This window comes from Hoeflea sp. Naph1, from assembly GCF_046837775.1.
In the GTDB taxonomy this organism is placed as follows: domain Bacteria; phylum Pseudomonadota; class Alphaproteobacteria; order Rhizobiales; family Rhizobiaceae; genus Hoeflea.
The window spans coordinates 3953948-3969372 of record NZ_CP177286.1 but is presented as its reverse complement, the minus strand read 5'-3'; the positions used below and the strand labels follow the sequence as shown (position 1 = coordinate 3969372).

At 60.9% G+C, this 15425-nt stretch carries 14 protein-coding genes and 1 tRNA gene; 10 read left to right on the top strand and 5 right to left on the bottom strand.

Going from position 1 to position 15425, the window contains the following annotated elements:
- Nucleotides 1-138 precede the first annotated feature (138 nt).
- Both rpoD and ACK6D9_RS19065 read left to right on the top strand, forming a co-directional pair.
- Nucleotides 139-2187: an RNA polymerase sigma factor RpoD gene (gene rpoD / locus ACK6D9_RS19070; protein ID WP_412049714.1), complete on the top strand. Its 2049-nt coding sequence runs from the start codon at nt 139-141 to the stop codon at nt 2185-2187.
- A 187-nt stretch (nt 2188-2374) separates the two neighbouring features.
- Entirely contained in the window at nt 2375-2608 is a 234-nt protein-coding gene (locus ACK6D9_RS19065) for a hypothetical protein (protein ID WP_412049713.1), read from the top strand.
- A gap of 24 nt (nt 2609-2632) precedes the next feature.
- Here ACK6D9_RS19065 and ACK6D9_RS19060 read toward each other — a convergent pair whose 3' ends face one another.
- Nucleotides 2633-3256, bottom strand: coding sequence for a glutathione S-transferase family protein (locus ACK6D9_RS19060; protein WP_412049712.1), 624 nt, complete (start codon nt 3254-3256; stop codon nt 2633-2635).
- 172 nt (nt 3257-3428) lie between these two features.
- Between ACK6D9_RS19060 and ACK6D9_RS19055 the strand changes: the two genes are divergently transcribed.
- The 6 genes from ACK6D9_RS19055 to ACK6D9_RS19030 all read left to right on the top strand — a co-directional run bounded on the left by ACK6D9_RS19055 (nt 3429) and on the right by ACK6D9_RS19030 (nt 9830).
- On the top strand, nt 3429-4607 hold the full coding sequence (locus ACK6D9_RS19055; protein ID WP_412049711.1) for a DUF930 domain-containing protein: 1179 nt from the start codon (nt 3429-3431) through the stop codon (nt 4605-4607).
- Between the two features lie 245 nt (nt 4608-4852).
- The gene (locus ACK6D9_RS19050) at nt 4853-6457 is read left to right on the top strand and encodes a pilus assembly protein TadG-related protein (RefSeq protein ID WP_412049710.1); all 1605 of its coding nucleotides are present in this window, start codon (nt 4853-4855) and stop codon (nt 6455-6457) included.
- 1173 nt (nt 6458-7630) lie between these two features.
- Nucleotides 7631-8077: a MarR family winged helix-turn-helix transcriptional regulator gene (locus tag ACK6D9_RS19045; protein ID WP_412049709.1), complete on the top strand. Its 447-nt coding sequence runs from the start codon at nt 7631-7633 to the stop codon at nt 8075-8077.
- A gap of 136 nt (nt 8078-8213) precedes the next feature.
- Nucleotides 8214-8627: a ketosteroid isomerase-related protein gene (locus ACK6D9_RS19040; RefSeq protein WP_322990056.1), complete on the top strand. Its 414-nt coding sequence runs from the start codon at nt 8214-8216 to the stop codon at nt 8625-8627.
- Nucleotides 8628-8640: 13 nt separating this feature from the next.
- Nucleotides 8641-9243 carry a GNAT family N-acetyltransferase gene (locus ACK6D9_RS19035; protein ID WP_412049708.1) on the top strand — a complete coding sequence of 201 codons (603 nt, stop codon included), beginning with the start codon at nt 8641-8643 and terminating at the stop codon, nt 9241-9243.
- 173 nt (nt 9244-9416) lie between these two features.
- Nucleotides 9417-9830, top strand: coding sequence for a hypothetical protein (locus ACK6D9_RS19030; protein ID WP_412049707.1), 414 nt, complete (start codon nt 9417-9419; stop codon nt 9828-9830).
- 91 nt (nt 9831-9921) lie between these two features.
- On the opposite strand, the gene ACK6D9_RS19025 is transcribed toward ACK6D9_RS19030, so the two are convergent.
- Complete coding sequence (locus ACK6D9_RS19025; protein WP_322990059.1) at nt 9922-10677, bottom strand: SIMPL domain-containing protein; 756 nt, start codon at nt 10675-10677, stop codon at nt 9922-9924.
- A gap of 372 nt (nt 10678-11049) precedes the next feature.
- Between ACK6D9_RS19025 and ACK6D9_RS19020 the strand changes: the two genes are divergently transcribed.
- A tRNA-Ile gene (locus ACK6D9_RS19020) sits at nt 11050-11126 on the top strand.
- A 27-nt stretch (nt 11127-11153) separates the two neighbouring features.
- Here ACK6D9_RS19020 and ACK6D9_RS19015 read toward each other — a convergent pair.
- Both ACK6D9_RS19015 and ACK6D9_RS19010 read right to left on the bottom strand, forming a co-directional pair.
- Entirely contained in the window at nt 11154-12551 is a 1398-nt protein-coding gene (locus ACK6D9_RS19015; protein ID WP_412049706.1) for a multicopper oxidase domain-containing protein, read from the bottom strand.
- Nucleotides 12552-12662: 111 nt separating this feature from the next.
- Entirely contained in the window at nt 12663-13031 is a 369-nt protein-coding gene (locus ACK6D9_RS19010) for an SHOCT domain-containing protein (protein WP_412049705.1), read from the bottom strand.
- Between the two features lie 878 nt (nt 13032-13909).
- Between ACK6D9_RS19010 and ACK6D9_RS19005 the strand changes: the two genes are divergently transcribed.
- Nucleotides 13910-14362, top strand: a complete 453-nt coding sequence (locus tag ACK6D9_RS19005) for a hypothetical protein (RefSeq protein ID WP_412049704.1) — start codon at nt 13910-13912, stop codon at nt 14360-14362.
- Nucleotides 14363-14425: 63 nt separating this feature from the next.
- Here ACK6D9_RS19005 and ACK6D9_RS19000 read toward each other — a convergent pair whose 3' ends face one another.
- Complete coding sequence (locus tag ACK6D9_RS19000; protein WP_412049703.1) at nt 14426-15403, bottom strand: zinc-binding dehydrogenase; 978 nt, start codon at nt 15401-15403, stop codon at nt 14426-14428.
- Nucleotides 15404-15425 lie beyond the last annotated feature (22 nt).

The window sequence follows — 15425 nt, the reverse complement described above, 5'->3', positions numbered from 1 at the left end:
TAGGGAATTAAGCATCCGTACGCCACAACAATCCGGATGATTCGCGAAAGTCGCCCGCTCTAGCCGCGGGGGCCCTGTGCCAATTGGCAGGTGCTGGGCCGACATCAACCGAATAAGATCCGGGGAAAGTGACTGTCCATGGCAAGCAAGGTAAAAGAAGCAGCAGACGACACCGAGAACGAGCGCGAAGGCGCTGTGGCCGATGGGCCGTTGCTCGACCTGTCGGATGACGCCGTCAAGAAGATGATCAAAACCTCGAAAAAACGAGGTTATGTCACGATGGACGAGCTCAATGCGGTGCTGCCTTCCGAAGAGGTGAACTCCGAGCAGATCGAGGACATCCTGTCGATGCTCTCCGATATGGGCATCAATGTGGTCGAGGAAGACGAGGCCAGCGAAGACAAGGAAGCCGAAGACGATAGTGATGGCGAAGAGCAAAGCGAAGGCGGCGAAGTCGCCACCGCGTCAAGTTCGGCTGTCGCCACCACCAAGAAAAAAGAACCGACCGACCGCACCGACGACCCGGTGAGGATGTATCTGCGCGAGATGGGCTCGGTGGAGCTTTTGTCGCGTGAAGGCGAAATCGCCATCGCCAAGCGCATCGAGGCCGGCCGCGAAACCATGATCGCAGGGCTTTGCGAAAGCCCGCTGACCTTCCAGGCCATCATCATCTGGCGCGAGGAGCTCAACGAGGGCGCCACGCTGTTGCGTGAGATCATCGATCTGGAAACCACCTATTCCGGTCCCGAGGCCAAGGCTGCGCCGCAGTTCCAGAGCCCGGAAAAGATCGAGGCCGACCGCAAGGTAGCCGAGGAAAAGGAAAAGGTTCGCGCCGAAAAGGCCAAGTCCGACGACGTCACCAATGTCGGCGGCGAAGGCCAGTATGAAGAGGACGAGGACGACGACGACGAGAACAATCTCTCGCTCGCCGCCATGGAGGCCGAGCTGCGCCCGCAGGTGATGGAAACGCTCGACACCATCGCCGAGACCTACAAGAAGCTCAGAAAGCTTCAGGACCAGCAGGTCGAAGCTCGCCTTGCTGCCAGCGGCACGCTGTCGCCGGCCCAGGAGCGCCGCTACAAGGAGCTCAAGGACGCTCTGATCAGCGCGGTCAAGTCGCTGTCGCTCAACCAGAACCGCATCGATAACCTGGTCGAACAGCTTTACGACATCAACAAGCGTCTGGTTCAGACCGAAGGCAAATTGCTGCGTCTGGCTGAAAGCTATGGCGTCAAGCGCGATGACTTCCTGCTGCAGTATCTTGGCGCCGAACTTGATCCCAACTGGATGAAGTCGATCGCCAATCTGTCGGCCAAGGGCTGGAAGGAATTTGCCAAGACCGAATCCGAAGGCATCCGCGACCTGCGCACCGAGATCCAGAATCTGGCACAGGGTACCGGCATTGCCATCGCCGAATTCCGTCGCATCGTGCAGATGGTGCAGAAGGGCGAACGTGAAGCCCGCATCGCCAAGAAGGAAATGGTTGAAGCCAACCTTCGTCTGGTGATCTCGATCGCCAAGAAATACACCAATCGCGGCCTGCAGTTCCTCGATCTCATTCAGGAAGGCAATATCGGCCTGATGAAGGCGGTGGACAAGTTCGAATACCGCCGCGGTTACAAGTTCTCGACCTACGCCACATGGTGGATCCGGCAGGCAATCACCCGCTCGATCGCCGACCAGGCGCGCACCATCCGTATTCCGGTGCACATGATCGAGACCATCAACAAGATCGTCCGTACCTCGCGGCAGATGCTGCACGAGATCGGCCGCGAGCCGACGCCGGAAGAACTGGCCGAGAAACTCGCCATGCCGCTCGAAAAAGTGCGCAAGGTGCTGAAAATCGCCAAGGAGCCGATCTCGCTCGAAACCCCTGTGGGCGACGAGGAAGATTCGCATCTGGGTGATTTCATCGAGGATAAGAACGCCATCCTGCCGATCGATGCGGCCATTCAGGCGAACCTGCGCGAAACCACCACCCGCGTGTTGGCCTCGCTCACCCCGCGTGAAGAACGTGTGCTCAGAATGCGCTTCGGCATTGGCATGAACACCGACCACACGCTCGAGGAAGTCGGCCAGCAGTTCTCGGTTACCCGCGAACGTATCCGCCAGATCGAAGCCAAGGCCCTGCGCAAGCTCAAGCACCCGAGCCGCTCACGCAAGCTCAGGAGCTTCCTGGATAGCTAAAAGACAGTGCAATGCTGAACAGACAAGGGCGTGTCCACCGGGCGCGCCCTTTTTGCGTTGTTCTCCCCACCGCGACATATTCGCCCAATTGAATGTTTTGAATTGAACTCCCGGGCGCCCCGCACGATATGCGTCTCACCACTGCTGCGCGCTGATTATGGCCGCACTCTGCCGGAGACCTTTGCTGATGGAGCAACTGATCCACATTCTCGACCAGTTTTCCTGGCCGATCGTCATCATCGCCTGCCTGACGCTGGGGCTGGCGCCGTTCTTTCCGGAGCCGCATATCTGGGAGAAGCTGAAAATGCTGATGGCCGGCACATTGATCAAGCCGATCGACATCTTCGATTTGCTGATGCACGCCGCACCGTTCCTGTTGGCGGCTGTGAAACTGGTGGTGATGATGCTCGCGCCGAAATAGACCGAACCAGCGCTGGCCGCCCGCTTATGTGCCAAACCCGTGATGGCGCCAGGCCTCGGCGACGGTGGGATTTTCCAGCACATGTTTGGAGAGTCCGCTGATCTCCGGCAGGTTCATCGCCGGCGCGTGCCAATCGGCCAGCATTGCCGCGTAGACATCGGCAATCGTCATTCTCTGGCCTAGCAGGAACGGGCCCTGGATGGCGCCCGCCAGCTGGGCGAAATCGCGATCCATGTCGCTTGCCGCCTGCTGTTTGATTGCCTCGGCGGCTTCTGGAGAGCTGTCGGTTGTGTGGCGCTCGGGATAGTAATAGCGCAGCGCATCGGGATAGATGTTGGCGGTCATGAACACCAGCCATTGCACTGCCTTGTGCCGTGCCGGTGCGCCGTGCGGCGGCAGCAGCCGCGCCTCGGGAAACAGGTCATCGAGCGCCAGCAGAATGGCCACGCTCTCGGCCATCACCTCGCCACAGGCAAGCCTGAGCACCGGCACCTTGCCGGCAGGGTTGAGCGTCAGGAATTCTGGCTTGGCCAATCCGGCGGTGCCCTCGATGCGGACGCCGTCAAAGGGCAGGCCGATCAGTCGCAATGCCGCTTCGACCACCATCGAGCCCGATCCCGGCTTCCAGTAAAGTGTGTATCCGCTCATCTGGTATCCCCGTGAAACTGTGTGCCTGTCATGCCAGCAAGTGCTGCGCGGGGCAAGCTGGTGCGGCGTCACACCCTCGCCTGGCCCGGCCTTGGGCGGTTAACACCAAAGTGATGACAACAATCTCTGCTCCTGCCCTTGCCGGGCCGTATTTGCTGCTATGGATCGCCCCATGAGGATTTTGCACAGGATCTGGTCAAACGGACTGAGCCGCGCCTTGCTGGTGTCGCTGGCGCTGCATGGCGTGGTGTTGGCGGCGTTGCTGATGCGGCTGCCCGTGCCTGTGCCCGAGCCGGAACCCGACGAGCAGGTGGTGGAGGTGACGCTGGTCGCCCCGCCGGAGCCGGCACAAGAACCCGAACCCCAACCCGAACCCGAACCTGAGCCTGAGCCTGGGCCGGAAACGCCCGAACCGGCGACCGAGGAACCGCCCGCGCCCGAAGCGCCTGAGCAGGCTGAAAGTCCGCCCGAACCGGAGTTGGAGCAAGCTGCATCTCCGCCTCCCTCCGGAGAGCCGTCAGCAGGCGAGGCTGTGCCGATCCCGGTTTTCAGGCCGGTGTTCCAGTTTGGCGAACGTGATGCCGGACCGCGGGTGGCGCTTGATGGCAACAGTACAACCGAACCTGCCGATCTTGAACCATCTGACACCGAGACCGCCACACAATCGCCCGTGCCGGAACCCACCGAGCCTGATCCGTCCCAGACCGATGCCGCCGCCTCCGCGCCAGACGCGCCGCAACAAGTTCCGCCCGCGCCCGAGGCGTCAGAGCCGGAGATCGCCGGGCTGTCGCTTCCCGAACTCACGCTGCCCGACTCCGGCCTGCCGCAAGACGCACTGAACGAGCCGGACCCCGACGCCCTGCCGCCAGCCCCTATCCCGGCAGAGCCCGCTGACCCCGAGATCACTGAACCCGAGGCCAGCCAGCCACCAGTCGAAACCAATGCGGAAACGGCTGTTGAATCCGCGGTGGACACCGCAGCGCCAGCCGACCTCACCGAGGCCGAGCGGCTGTTTTCTCCGGTTCTGACCGAGGACCGGGCGGCAATGGTGGCGATGGGCAGCCTGCCGCGTGACCTTCGTGCCAGCCAGCTCTGCACCACCGAATTGCGCGAGCAATTGCGCAACAACACACCGTCCTATCAGCCCGAGTTGCTGCCGGCCTACCGGCTCGACAGCGGCAATGTGCTGACGGTTTCGGATGCTGCCTTCCGTGCCGGCGGTGCCTGGTACGCACTGTCTTTTCGCTGCACGGTTGATGATGACGCTTTCAAGGTAGCAAGCTTTGCCCTGAGCATCGGAACCCCGATCCCGCGCGCCGAGTGGAAAGCCCGCGGGTTTCCGGATTTTTAGGTGCACGTCAGCGTGTCCGTTCGCGGCAGATCTTCACACAGCGCGCCACGCTTGCCCCGGAAGACCACGTAAAAGGAGACAATACATCCGCTGGCGGTGAGGTATTGTTCATCATGATCTGAAGTAGATCTTGCCGCCTTTCGCCGCGCGCATTTTCTTTAAGGCTCCCTTTACGGTAGCAACGCCATTGTTGGCGGGATCTGATTTCGTTTCACGTTTCTGTCTCAAACCGTTGGAGTGATCGCATGCGTTCGAAGTGTGTGGAGCCAAGAAAAATCTGGCAATGCAACCGTGGCAATTTCGGCATGTTAACCGCGGTTCTGGTGCCCTTGCTGTTTGTCTCGGCAGGCTTTGCGGTGGATTACACCAACATGTCCCGCGCCAAGGTCGAATTGCAGAACATGGTCGATAGCGCGGTTCTGGCGGTTTCCAAAAAAAGTTCGGAAGCGATCGATCGCGAAGCCATTTATCGCCAGATACTGCAGGCACAAGTGTCGCAAAACGACGACATGACACTGGTCGATGAGGGCATCGATCTGACGATGGGGATGAACTATATCCGCTCCGATGCCCACGCGGAGGTGACCATTCCGCTGGTGTTTCTTGGCCGGTTCATGCCCAACACGATTACAGTGTCGGCTTCCACCTATATATCGACCCGCGCTATCGAAATCGCGGTCGCGCTTGATAACACCGGATCCATGGGATCAGGCGGCATCAGCGCGCTGAAGGACGCTTCCCACGCCCTGCTTGATGCCCTCAATGATGTTGATACCTCGCAACAAAGCCTCAAGGTTGGGCTCATTCCGTTCGTCACCAGCGTCAATGTCAAGGGGGAGGGCTACGACAGCAGCTGGATCGATACCTCCGGAAATTCGGTCTATAATGGTTGGACGTTTCTCACCGACGCGCAGCGGGCCACCCGAAAATCCACCGGCAACAACAACACCGATTTCAATTCGTCAAACTACCCGCACCATTTCAATCTGTTTGGCTGGTCGGGGACAAGCTGGAAGGGCTGCGTCGAAGCCCGGCCTGTGCCCTACAACACCGATCTCACCCCGCCCGATGCCAGCAACCCCAATACGCTGTTTGTGCCCTATTTCGCCCCCGATGAGCCCGGCGACCGGATCAGCACGGGTGGAAACACCGCCACAGCGTTCAATAATTCCTGGCTGAATGACGGCATCTCTGGCGATTATGCCACGGTGCAGCGCTCGACAACCAAGTACAAGACCGAAACCGCGGTCCCCGGGAATTTCCGGGATAATACCGGGCCGTTGACGCTGGGGCCAAACCGCGCCTGCCCGACACCGATCGTGCCGCTGACAACAGATCTCACAAAGGTCAGATCCGGCATTGACGCGATGCAGTACTGGAATGGCTCGGGTACCAATATTGCCGAGGGTTTGGCGTGGGGCTGGCGGGTCTTGTCACCTGATGCGCCCTACACCCAGGCTGCGCCCTTTGGCTCCGACGCTGCGTCCAAGATCCTGGTGATCATGACCGACGGCACCAATGTTTCCTATGGCGCCAGCAACACCATCAACAAATCCGACTATGGCTCCTACGGTTTCCTGGCCGACAAGCGCATCAATTCGACGACCACCCAGTCTGCAGCCGAATCTTATCTTAACCAGTCGACAGCCAACATGTGTGTGGCGATCAAGAAGCTCGGGGTCGAGGTCTATACCGTGCTCTACAAAACCACGTCGTCGTCGGTGGTGAACCTGTTTTCCAATTGTGCCACGCGCAAGGACAACTTCTTCATGGCCAGCGATGTCGTCTCCCTGAAAAAGGCATTTTCGGCGATCGGCCAATCGGTATCGGGCTTGCGCCTGGTCAATTGAGGCCAGACGCCGGCGGGGTATCCTCTCCCCTGGTGGGAGAGGATACAAATCGTATCTGGACCGGATAGGTTGCTTACAGAATTGACCGGATAGGGTGTTTACATTCCGACGTTGGCAGGAGGGGCTGCGATGTTCTGGAATGCAACAACTGTTACAAATCAGCGCGTATCGTTTGTCGGGGCTCTTGTTGCCGGCGAATTGCGGATGACTGGGCTTTGTGAACTTAACCGGATTAGCCGGGTGACCGGTCACAAACGGCTGCAGCGGTATCAGGCGGAAGCGCCGTCCGGGTTTGCCGTGAAAAATCCCCCCCCCCCCGATTTTGTCCACACCCTCCGCGCCCATGCCACACTGCTCCCGCTCCCGCTGCCGGATGGATCGCGAACGCTTCGAGCCAGGTGGGAGGAAGGCCTCTCGGGATCTGCCATAACGTGTGGCGGGAACCGGGGGGAGGCGGTGACCAGCGTGGCTCCGCTGGCGAGCTTTGTTCACCCTTGCGGGTGAGCAGGTTCGGCCAGCCACCGGACCGTCCTCGGATTCTCGTGCCCGCTTGCCGGGCACCGGGATCTGACAGCGGACCGGGCCTGTGGCGGTTTTCGCCCCCGTCGTGCGTGGCGCGTTCAGGTGTTTTGCCTGAACGATCACGTCCATGCAGCCTTGTGACGGGGATGCAAACCGTGCCGGATCCCACGCCAGAAGCTTGCGCCGCGGTCCCTGTCCAGGGCGGCGGTTCGGTCAGTCCTGAGGATCTCCGCGTCGGGTGAAAACCCTCAAGCGGGAAACGCCAAGCCAGTCGCTGTCTGTCGGATGTGGACATCATCCGGCGATGATCGGGCCCGCGCGCGAGGTGCGCCCCCCATACTACCCATTCCTTCAGAGGCGACGCCCGCGCGCGGCCCTCCGGAGCCCGGAATTTTCTACTCATCCCGCCTGCAAAACCTGCTGGCGGGAGGATTTGGCGTGCGCGCCATCCGTTGGTGTCACCCGGCTCAGCCGCGGCGCTGCCGTCCTGAAAAACGGGGACGGGACGGTGCGGGTGGCATTCGGCCTTGAAGAGGCGGGGTCAAAAAGGGCATCTTTGCCTCTCTACGTGCTGGGGCGGTGGTGTCGCAGCCTGGGCACCGGCCTGATGGTGACAGTAATGCGGGGGCGCGCGCGCCCCGGGGAGTGGAAATGACAGACAAGACGGCGGAGCTCTCGCGGTTGTTTTTCGAAATCCGCCGCGGCTCCAATGCGCTCGCGGCACTGGGCGATCGGCTGCACGCCGATCTCAAGGTCACCAGCGCGATGCGGGCGCTGATGGAGCATCTGTCGATCAACGGCGAGGGCACGGTGCCGGATGTTGCGCGGGCCAAGAATGTCACCCGCCAGCACATCCAGCAGATCTCCAATGCGCTGGTGAAATTGGGGCTGCTTGAATTCGTTGCCAATCCCCGCCACAAGCGCTCGCCATTTGTGGCGTTGACGCCTAAGGGAGAGGAAGTCTTTGCCGAAATCAGGACGCGCGAGGCTGCCGTCCTGAGCGATCTTGCCATCCGGCTCGACGATCTTGACGCTGGTGCCGTCGCCGATGCCATTGCCCGGTTGCGGGCCGAAATCGCCAGTCTCGATCCGTCCTGACACATTTGCCCACGGGATCCGGTGCAGCCTTGCGTGCAGGCCGGTAATTGCCGCTTGCGTCGGGCTTGCGGCCTGTGGCACCTCTGGTGGTCTGTATTCACCCTGTCTGCCAATCTTTTGCCTCCGGGAGCCCGCCATGAGCCGAGTTGAAACCACAGCCCTGATCAGCCGCTATCTCGACGCCTTCAACGCCAAGGATTTCGATGCCATGCTGGCCTGTCTCAGCGATGATGTGATCCACGACATCAACCAGGGTGGCCGCGAGATCGGCAAGGAGAAATTCCGCTGGTTCAACGCCTCCATGGCCCGCCATTATGACGAGGAACTCGGCGATATTGCCATCATGGTGGATGAGAGCGGCAACCGAGCTGCGGCGGAATTTACCGTGCGCGGCAGCTATCTCGCCACCGCCGAGGGGCTGCCCGAGGCCAATGGCCAGCGCTATTCGCTGCCGGCAGGGATCTTTTTCGAAATCGATGACAGCCTGATCAGCCGGGTGTCGACCAGCTACAACCTCAACGACTGGACCAAACAGGTTAAGGCTGGCTGAGGCGGCAAGGCCGATGCAATCGAACGGGCAACTGACATTTTCGCTGTTGTCTGCGAGCGAGATTGCAGCCGCGCTCGATGATTTGGCGCGGCTCAGGATCTTGGTGTTTGCCGCCTGGCCCTATCTCTACGCAGGCGACGCTGCCTATGAGGCGCGGTATCTCGCGCAGTTCGCCGCCTCCGAGGGCGCGGTGGTGATTGCCGCGCGAGATCCGGCGGGCCGCATGGTCGGCGCTGCCACGGCAGCGCCGCTGGCTGACCACGCCGGCGAATTTGCCATCCCGTTTGCCCGCGCGGGGCTTGATCCCGCGGATTATTTCTACCTCGCCGAATCGGTGCTGGAGCCGGCCTGGCGCGGGCAAGGCGCAGGCAAACGATTTTTCGAAATGCGCGAAGCTGCAGGCCGGGCGCAAGGCTTTGGGCGCGCCGTGTTCGCCGCCGTGGTGCGGCCGGAGGCTCACCCGGCGCGACCAGCCGATCATGTCCCGCTTGATGGCTTCTGGCGACGGCGCGGCTACCGGCCGCTCGAAGGTCTGGTGGCGCAATTCAGATGGCCCGACCTTGGCGCGACGGAGGAAACCACCAAGCCGTTGCAGGTCTGGGGGCGGGAATTGTGAGCGGGGTTTTTAAGCCCGATTAAGGCGGGCAATTTTCCTGAACGACAGATGAACGGGCAGTTCCGATTGGGTTCAGGCAGGCGGGGATAATTTGGGGTCAATCGATCGGCACAAACGATCGGTGCATGAGATCAACAACTTGGCGCCAGAGGCGCCCCACGAGGAGAAAAGCCATGAAATCCTTCCTGCGCAATACACTCGCCGCCCTTGTCGTCGCTTCTGCCGGCGTCGCCGCATCCGCTCCCGCAGCTACTGCCGGCGACATCGGCTTCAGCCTTTCCGTTGGCGGCGCCACCAGCGCCATCATGGTCCGCAATGATGACCGCCGTGGCGATCGTCACTGGAACAACGGCCGCCATGGCCATAACCGCGGCTGGGATCGGTTCCAGCGTCCGCGCCATCAAGCCCGCAATGAATGCCGTCCTAGCAGGGCGCTGAGCAAGGCCCGCAGCATGGGTCTGCACCGCACCCACATCGTTCGCGACAACCACCGCCGGGTCGTTGTTGAAGGTGCCCGTCACGGCCGCTCGATGCGGGTTGCCTTCGCCAACCAGCGCCACTGCCCGGTGATCAGCGTCCGCCGCTAAACTGCCGGCAAATCCTTGAATGAACAAAACCCCGGGAGAGCGGATCTCCCGGGGTTTTGCATTGTTCCTGATATTGGCCGCAGGATTGCCGTTACTGGTCAATTTCCCAGGTGACGCTGACGGTGACGCGGTATTCGTTCTCGCCGGCGGCAACCGGGACCGAACTGTCTGCCTTGGCGGCCATCGCCATTTCGGCGCGCATCATCGGCATCGGCGGCGCGCTGTAGGAATTCTCGGAGATCTGGGTAATACGGCCAAGCCCGACGCCAAGCGCTTCGGTCATGTCCATGGCCTTGGCTCTGGCCTTGGCGATGGCGTCCTTGCGGGCCGTGTCGCGGGCGCTGTCCTGGTCGTCATTGGTAAACACCACGTCGCCGCCCTGGTTGACGCCGAGGCTGACGGAGCTGTCGAGGATGGCGCCCAGCCGGTCAAGATCGCGAACCCGCACGGTCAGCGTGTTGTTGACTGTATAGCCGACGATCTCCGGCGGATCGTTTCGGCCATCCTTGTTGTCGGGATAGATCCAGCGCGGCTGGACGGAAAACGTGCCGGTCTGCAGGTCGCGCTCGGCAATACCCTCGGCCTTCATGGCCTCGAGCACCTGGGTCATCGCCGCATTGTTGGCGTCAAGCGCTGCGCGTGCGGTTTCAGCCTCGCGCAGCACGGTCAGCGAAATCACCGCCATGTCGGGCGCAACGGCGGCAACCCCTTCGGCGGAAACCGTGATCACCCCGGGGTCGACGCGTTTGGCGTCATCGGCGCGCGCCGGCAATTGTGTGGCGAGCAGGGAGGCGGCAAGCGCGCCGGCAAGCAGCACCGAGCCGCGGGCGAGAAAAAACGGGGTCATGAAAATCTCCGATGTTGTGTAAAACGTCCCGACAGCACCTTATCTGGCGCGATTGTGGAGGCAATGCGGCAGCGCCGACACCGACGCAAGCGCGCCAAACAGCACCGTACCTCAATAGCCTGCGGCAGCCCTGATGGCCACAGCCCGGCGCGGGGCTGGCCTTGGTCGCGTATGCGCGGATGTTGCCAGATGCCTGATTCTGCGGCCACGGACGTTTCAGCCAAATGGCTGTGGGTTGCGCGCAGCCAACGGCTTGTGAAGGCGGACGAATTGGGCTAAATGGCTGCTGTCCGGACGGCGTGTCCGGCCCGACCATCAGGCGTCATGCTCGACTGGTCGGGCGATTAATCTGGCGCGTCACCTTCGCGATCCGGGCCTGTAGCTCAACTGGTTAGAGCCGTCCGCTCATAACGGATTGGTTGGGGGTTCGAGTCCCTCCGGGCCTACCAACGCTTTTTTAGTCCGGCATGAGACGCTCAGCTGACAGTGAACTGGGCCATCATTCCTGCGTCCTCGTGCTCGAGGATGTGGCAATGGAGCATGAACGGGTTTTTCCTGCTGGCCGGGTGTTCGAACCGAGCCAGAATTTCGGTTTCGCCGGGAACGAGTACTGTATCCTTCCATCCCGAATTTTCCGGACGTGGCGGCGCACCGTCCTCGCTGAGAACACGGAACTGCACCCCATGAACGTGGAAAGGGTGTGCGACCATCGAACTGCGAATAATCCAGCGCTCCACCGAACCCAGCGCGACATTGAAATCAATGCGGTCCATATCGAATGGCTGGCCATTGATGGCAAAACCGCCACTGCCCATCATCATGCCCATTCCCATGTCCAGCGAAATCGTGCGGGTCTTTGTGTCCAGTCCGTTCAGCTCTTCGAGTGGATCGCCAAATTTGTCCGGGAGGCTCGTTATTCGTGCCGGCAGCGTTTCATCGATGGCAAAATCAAGCACACCATAGGCCTGGCCGGGATCACTCATCAGCACCGGCGTCCCTGCGCCCGCGAAATCCACGAGGATTTCGGCGCGCTCACCCGGAGCCAGCTGAAGCACATCAAGCGCGATCGGCTGCGGCAGGAAACCGCCATCGGTCGCCACCAGATGCATGGGGCGTTCGTCGTTGAAAAACAGACTGTAGATGCGCGCGTTCGACCCATTGAGCAGACGAAGCCGGACGACCCCGTTGGGAACCGCGGCGACTGTCCCTGATTGGCCGTTGACGAGCATGCGGTTGCCATGAAACCCGTGCATCCGGTCCATCATCGAAGGCTCATAGACCATGCGGCCGTTGCTGTCGAAACTGCGGTCCTGCAGCACCAGCGTCAGATCGTCGATGCCATAGGCCGATGGCAGCCCACGATCATCGTCCCTGCCATCGGTGACGTGAATGACGCCGGCCAGACCGTTGTAGACCTGTTGGGCCGTGCGTTCGTGAATATGGGAATGATACCAGATGGTCGCAGGGGCCTGGTTGATCAGCATTTCCGATTTCCAGACTTCCCCCGGAAGCACCGGCTGATGCGGTCCCCCGTCATGGTCACCGGAAATCTTCATTCCATGCCAATGGACACTGACTGGCTCGCCCAGGGTGTTGCCCACGCCTGCGGCCAGCTCGCCGTTCTGCATGATCACGGTGGGGCCGAGATAGCCCTGGCTGTAGCCGGCGGTCTGCACGGATTTGCCGCCCAGGAAGTTGCTGTTTCCGGCTTGCGCGACCAAGGCAAGCTTGCCGCTGACGCGGGTATCAATGAGCGGTGGCATTTGCAGTCGCCGCGGTGTTTCCGCGGCCAAGGCAGCGCGCGGCCAGATCGAACCGCCACCTGAAACAACCAGGGTTGCGGTGGCGGAAGTCAGGAAATCCCGTCGTTTCATGTCGTACCTGTGATCTTTCGTTTTCTCGGCAAGAAGGTGAGTTGAAGCGTCATGAACCTGCACGACCGAGAAAGACGGAAAGAACACGATCGAAAACCCGGCGCGGCCAGCCTAGTCAGAGAGCATCTTCCGACGCTCATCGAACTCCTTGGAATCGATCTCTCCGCGTGCATACCTCTCCTTGAGGATGTCATGGGCGCGGCTCGACGGTTGACCAGCACTGGTTACAAAGCCCGAGCCCATGTGACGCATGACATAGATAACGGCAGCGACGATACCGACGAGCACCAGAATCATGAAAATAGGCCCGAGAACCATGCCAAATCCTCCCCATTGACCGGCTCCCCACATCATTCCGTGGCCATACTGGTACGGAACATTGCCGCCGGGTATTTCACCGGTCTGTGCAAGGGCAGCCGTCGCCGAAAGCGGTACCCAGGCGGTGCTGATGATAAGGTGTAAAAACAGGTTTCTGGTCATTTCAAGTCTCCATGCGAAGCGGCCGGATAGGCTGAACTAATCGCTTTTCAAAGCTGCTGTGGAAATGGCCGCAGGTCAGCTCCCGCGCATCAGACACACCGGTCGTCGCGTTCCAGCTCAATGCTGTTTATCCAATGTGGGGCTTCCATCAGGGGGAAGGTCAAGGGGCAGCATGCTGGAATTTTAATGCCTGGATGGATCTGGCGTGATCATGCTCTTGATCGTCATCACAGCGGGCAAACGCGGGCGTTTTGGCCAAGCCTCCCGGGGCGAAGGCATGGCCGAGGGTTGGTTGCGATATGCCGTGAACTTACGGCATTCAGCCGTTTCGATCCCCTGTGCCGAAGCATGAGGTGCATTTCCGGTTCTGCAGGACTTTCCGGTCGCCACCGCAGCGCGGACAGGTGGAGGGATGCTTCGCCCCGGTGACTATTTTTCCCCAGCCGCCGTACAGGCTGCATTCGGTGTGAACCTGCCTCGGCCGCAAACTGTTGCAGCTCGAGCAGCGAACCCTCGCCTTGGCCTTTGGTGTTGACGTCTGGAGCCATGAACCATCGGTGTTCGTCCCGTTTGCCGCTGAAGTTTTATCCCCATCTCCGGATGTGCCGGTATTCTTGCCGATGTGCCGTGGAAGAGAGCTGAAACGGCAATCAGCATAAGGGTCAAGAGAATTCAGGCCGGTTCCTTGGTCTGTCGCCCATCTGTTCAACCAGTTGTTGGCAAGGACGAGCAGGCATCCGTTTGGATTTTTATGCTGCGTAACTTTTCTTTAAGGGGTGCTTTTTCCGGCTTGCCACTTTGGGTCACCGACAATTGCCTTTGCCGGGTGGAGTGCATCAGATATTCTGAATTTTCTATATTTGAGGAGGAGGGTGGAGATGAAGCAGTTTTTGAGGGTTTTTGCCGGGCTGATGTTGCTGGCCGGCGCAGTGCTGCCGGCGATGCCGGCGCTGGCCGAGGAAGGCATGCACAAGCTGGTGCTGCAGATCAGCGACAATGATCCGCAGAAGATGAACACGGTGCTGAATGTGGCGGTCAATGTCTCCAAGCTCTATTCGGAGCGTGGCGAGGAAGTCGACATCAAGATCGTCGCCTTCAATGCCGGGCTGCACATGCTCAGGCCCGATACCTCGCCGGTGGCCAAGCGGATCACCAATTTTGCCGCCAGCATGCCGAATGTGGCGTTCGAGGCCTGCAACAATACCCGCGAGGCGATGGCGCGAAAATCGGGCAAGGATGTGCCGATTTTCGAATTTGCGGAAATCGTCCCGGCCGGCGTCGTGTCGATCATCGAGCTTGACGAGCAGGGCTATACGGTCGTCCGCCCGTAAATCGGACAGCCTAACCCGCGCCGAACTGGTTCCGGCGCGGATTGGCGATGTTGTCCGCTCGGATCAGGCACGCAGCAGGATCTTGCCGGTGCGGCCCGGGGTCAGCGAGGCCTTGACCGCGTCGACAACCTGATCGAGCTTGAATTCGCCGCCGGCGGGCAGGTGAAGTTTCCCCTGGGCTGCAAGGCCCACCAGTTCGGTGATCAGCCGGGTCTTTTCGTCCTGCGGCATCTCGGCAATGATGCGCGAGCCCCAGAATCCCTTGACCACCAGATGATTGGTGATCATGGCGCTGGCGTGGAGTTGCAGCGGCACGCCGGTTGCGGTTCCAAACACCACCAGCAGGCCGTTGACGCCAAGCAGATTGGCGATGTCGGCGACAATCGGGCCGCCGACGGAATCAATCGCCGCCTGGGCGCCTTTGTCGCCGAGGATTGCCCGGGCGCGTTTCTGCCAGTCCTCTTCGGAGGTCGAGAGCACGTGCTCCATGCCCAACGCTTCGAGTTCGGCAACGGCTTCATTGCGGCGCACCAGATTGATGGTGTTGATGCCGCGGGCGCGGGCCAGGTCGGCAAAGATCTTGCCAACGGCGCCGTTGGCGGCGGTCTGGATCACCCAGTCGCCCTTGGAGACTTCGAGGAATTCCAACAGCGCCAGCGCGCTGAACGGCATGGCGATCAGTTGCGCACCGGCTGTATCGGGGATGGAATCGGGCAGCGGCAACAGGCCGGCGGCGGGGGCGGTGAAATACTCGGCCCAGGCGCCGGATTTGCCGACATTGACGACGCGCTTGCCGATCAGTGCGGCATCCACGCCATCGCCCGCCGCCTCGACCACGCCGAGCGCTTCGGTACCGCCGATGGCCGGCAGTTCGGGCTTGAAGCCGTAATTGCCGCGAACGGTCCAAAGGTCGTGGTTGTGGATCGGTGACAGCACCATGCGGATCAATGCTTCGCCGGCCTTCGGCTCAGGCCTGGCAACATCGGTGGTTTGAAGCACAGCGGCGGGGTCGCCAAAGGTGGTGTAGGTGACGGCTTTCATGGGAGTTTCCTTTGTTTTCAGT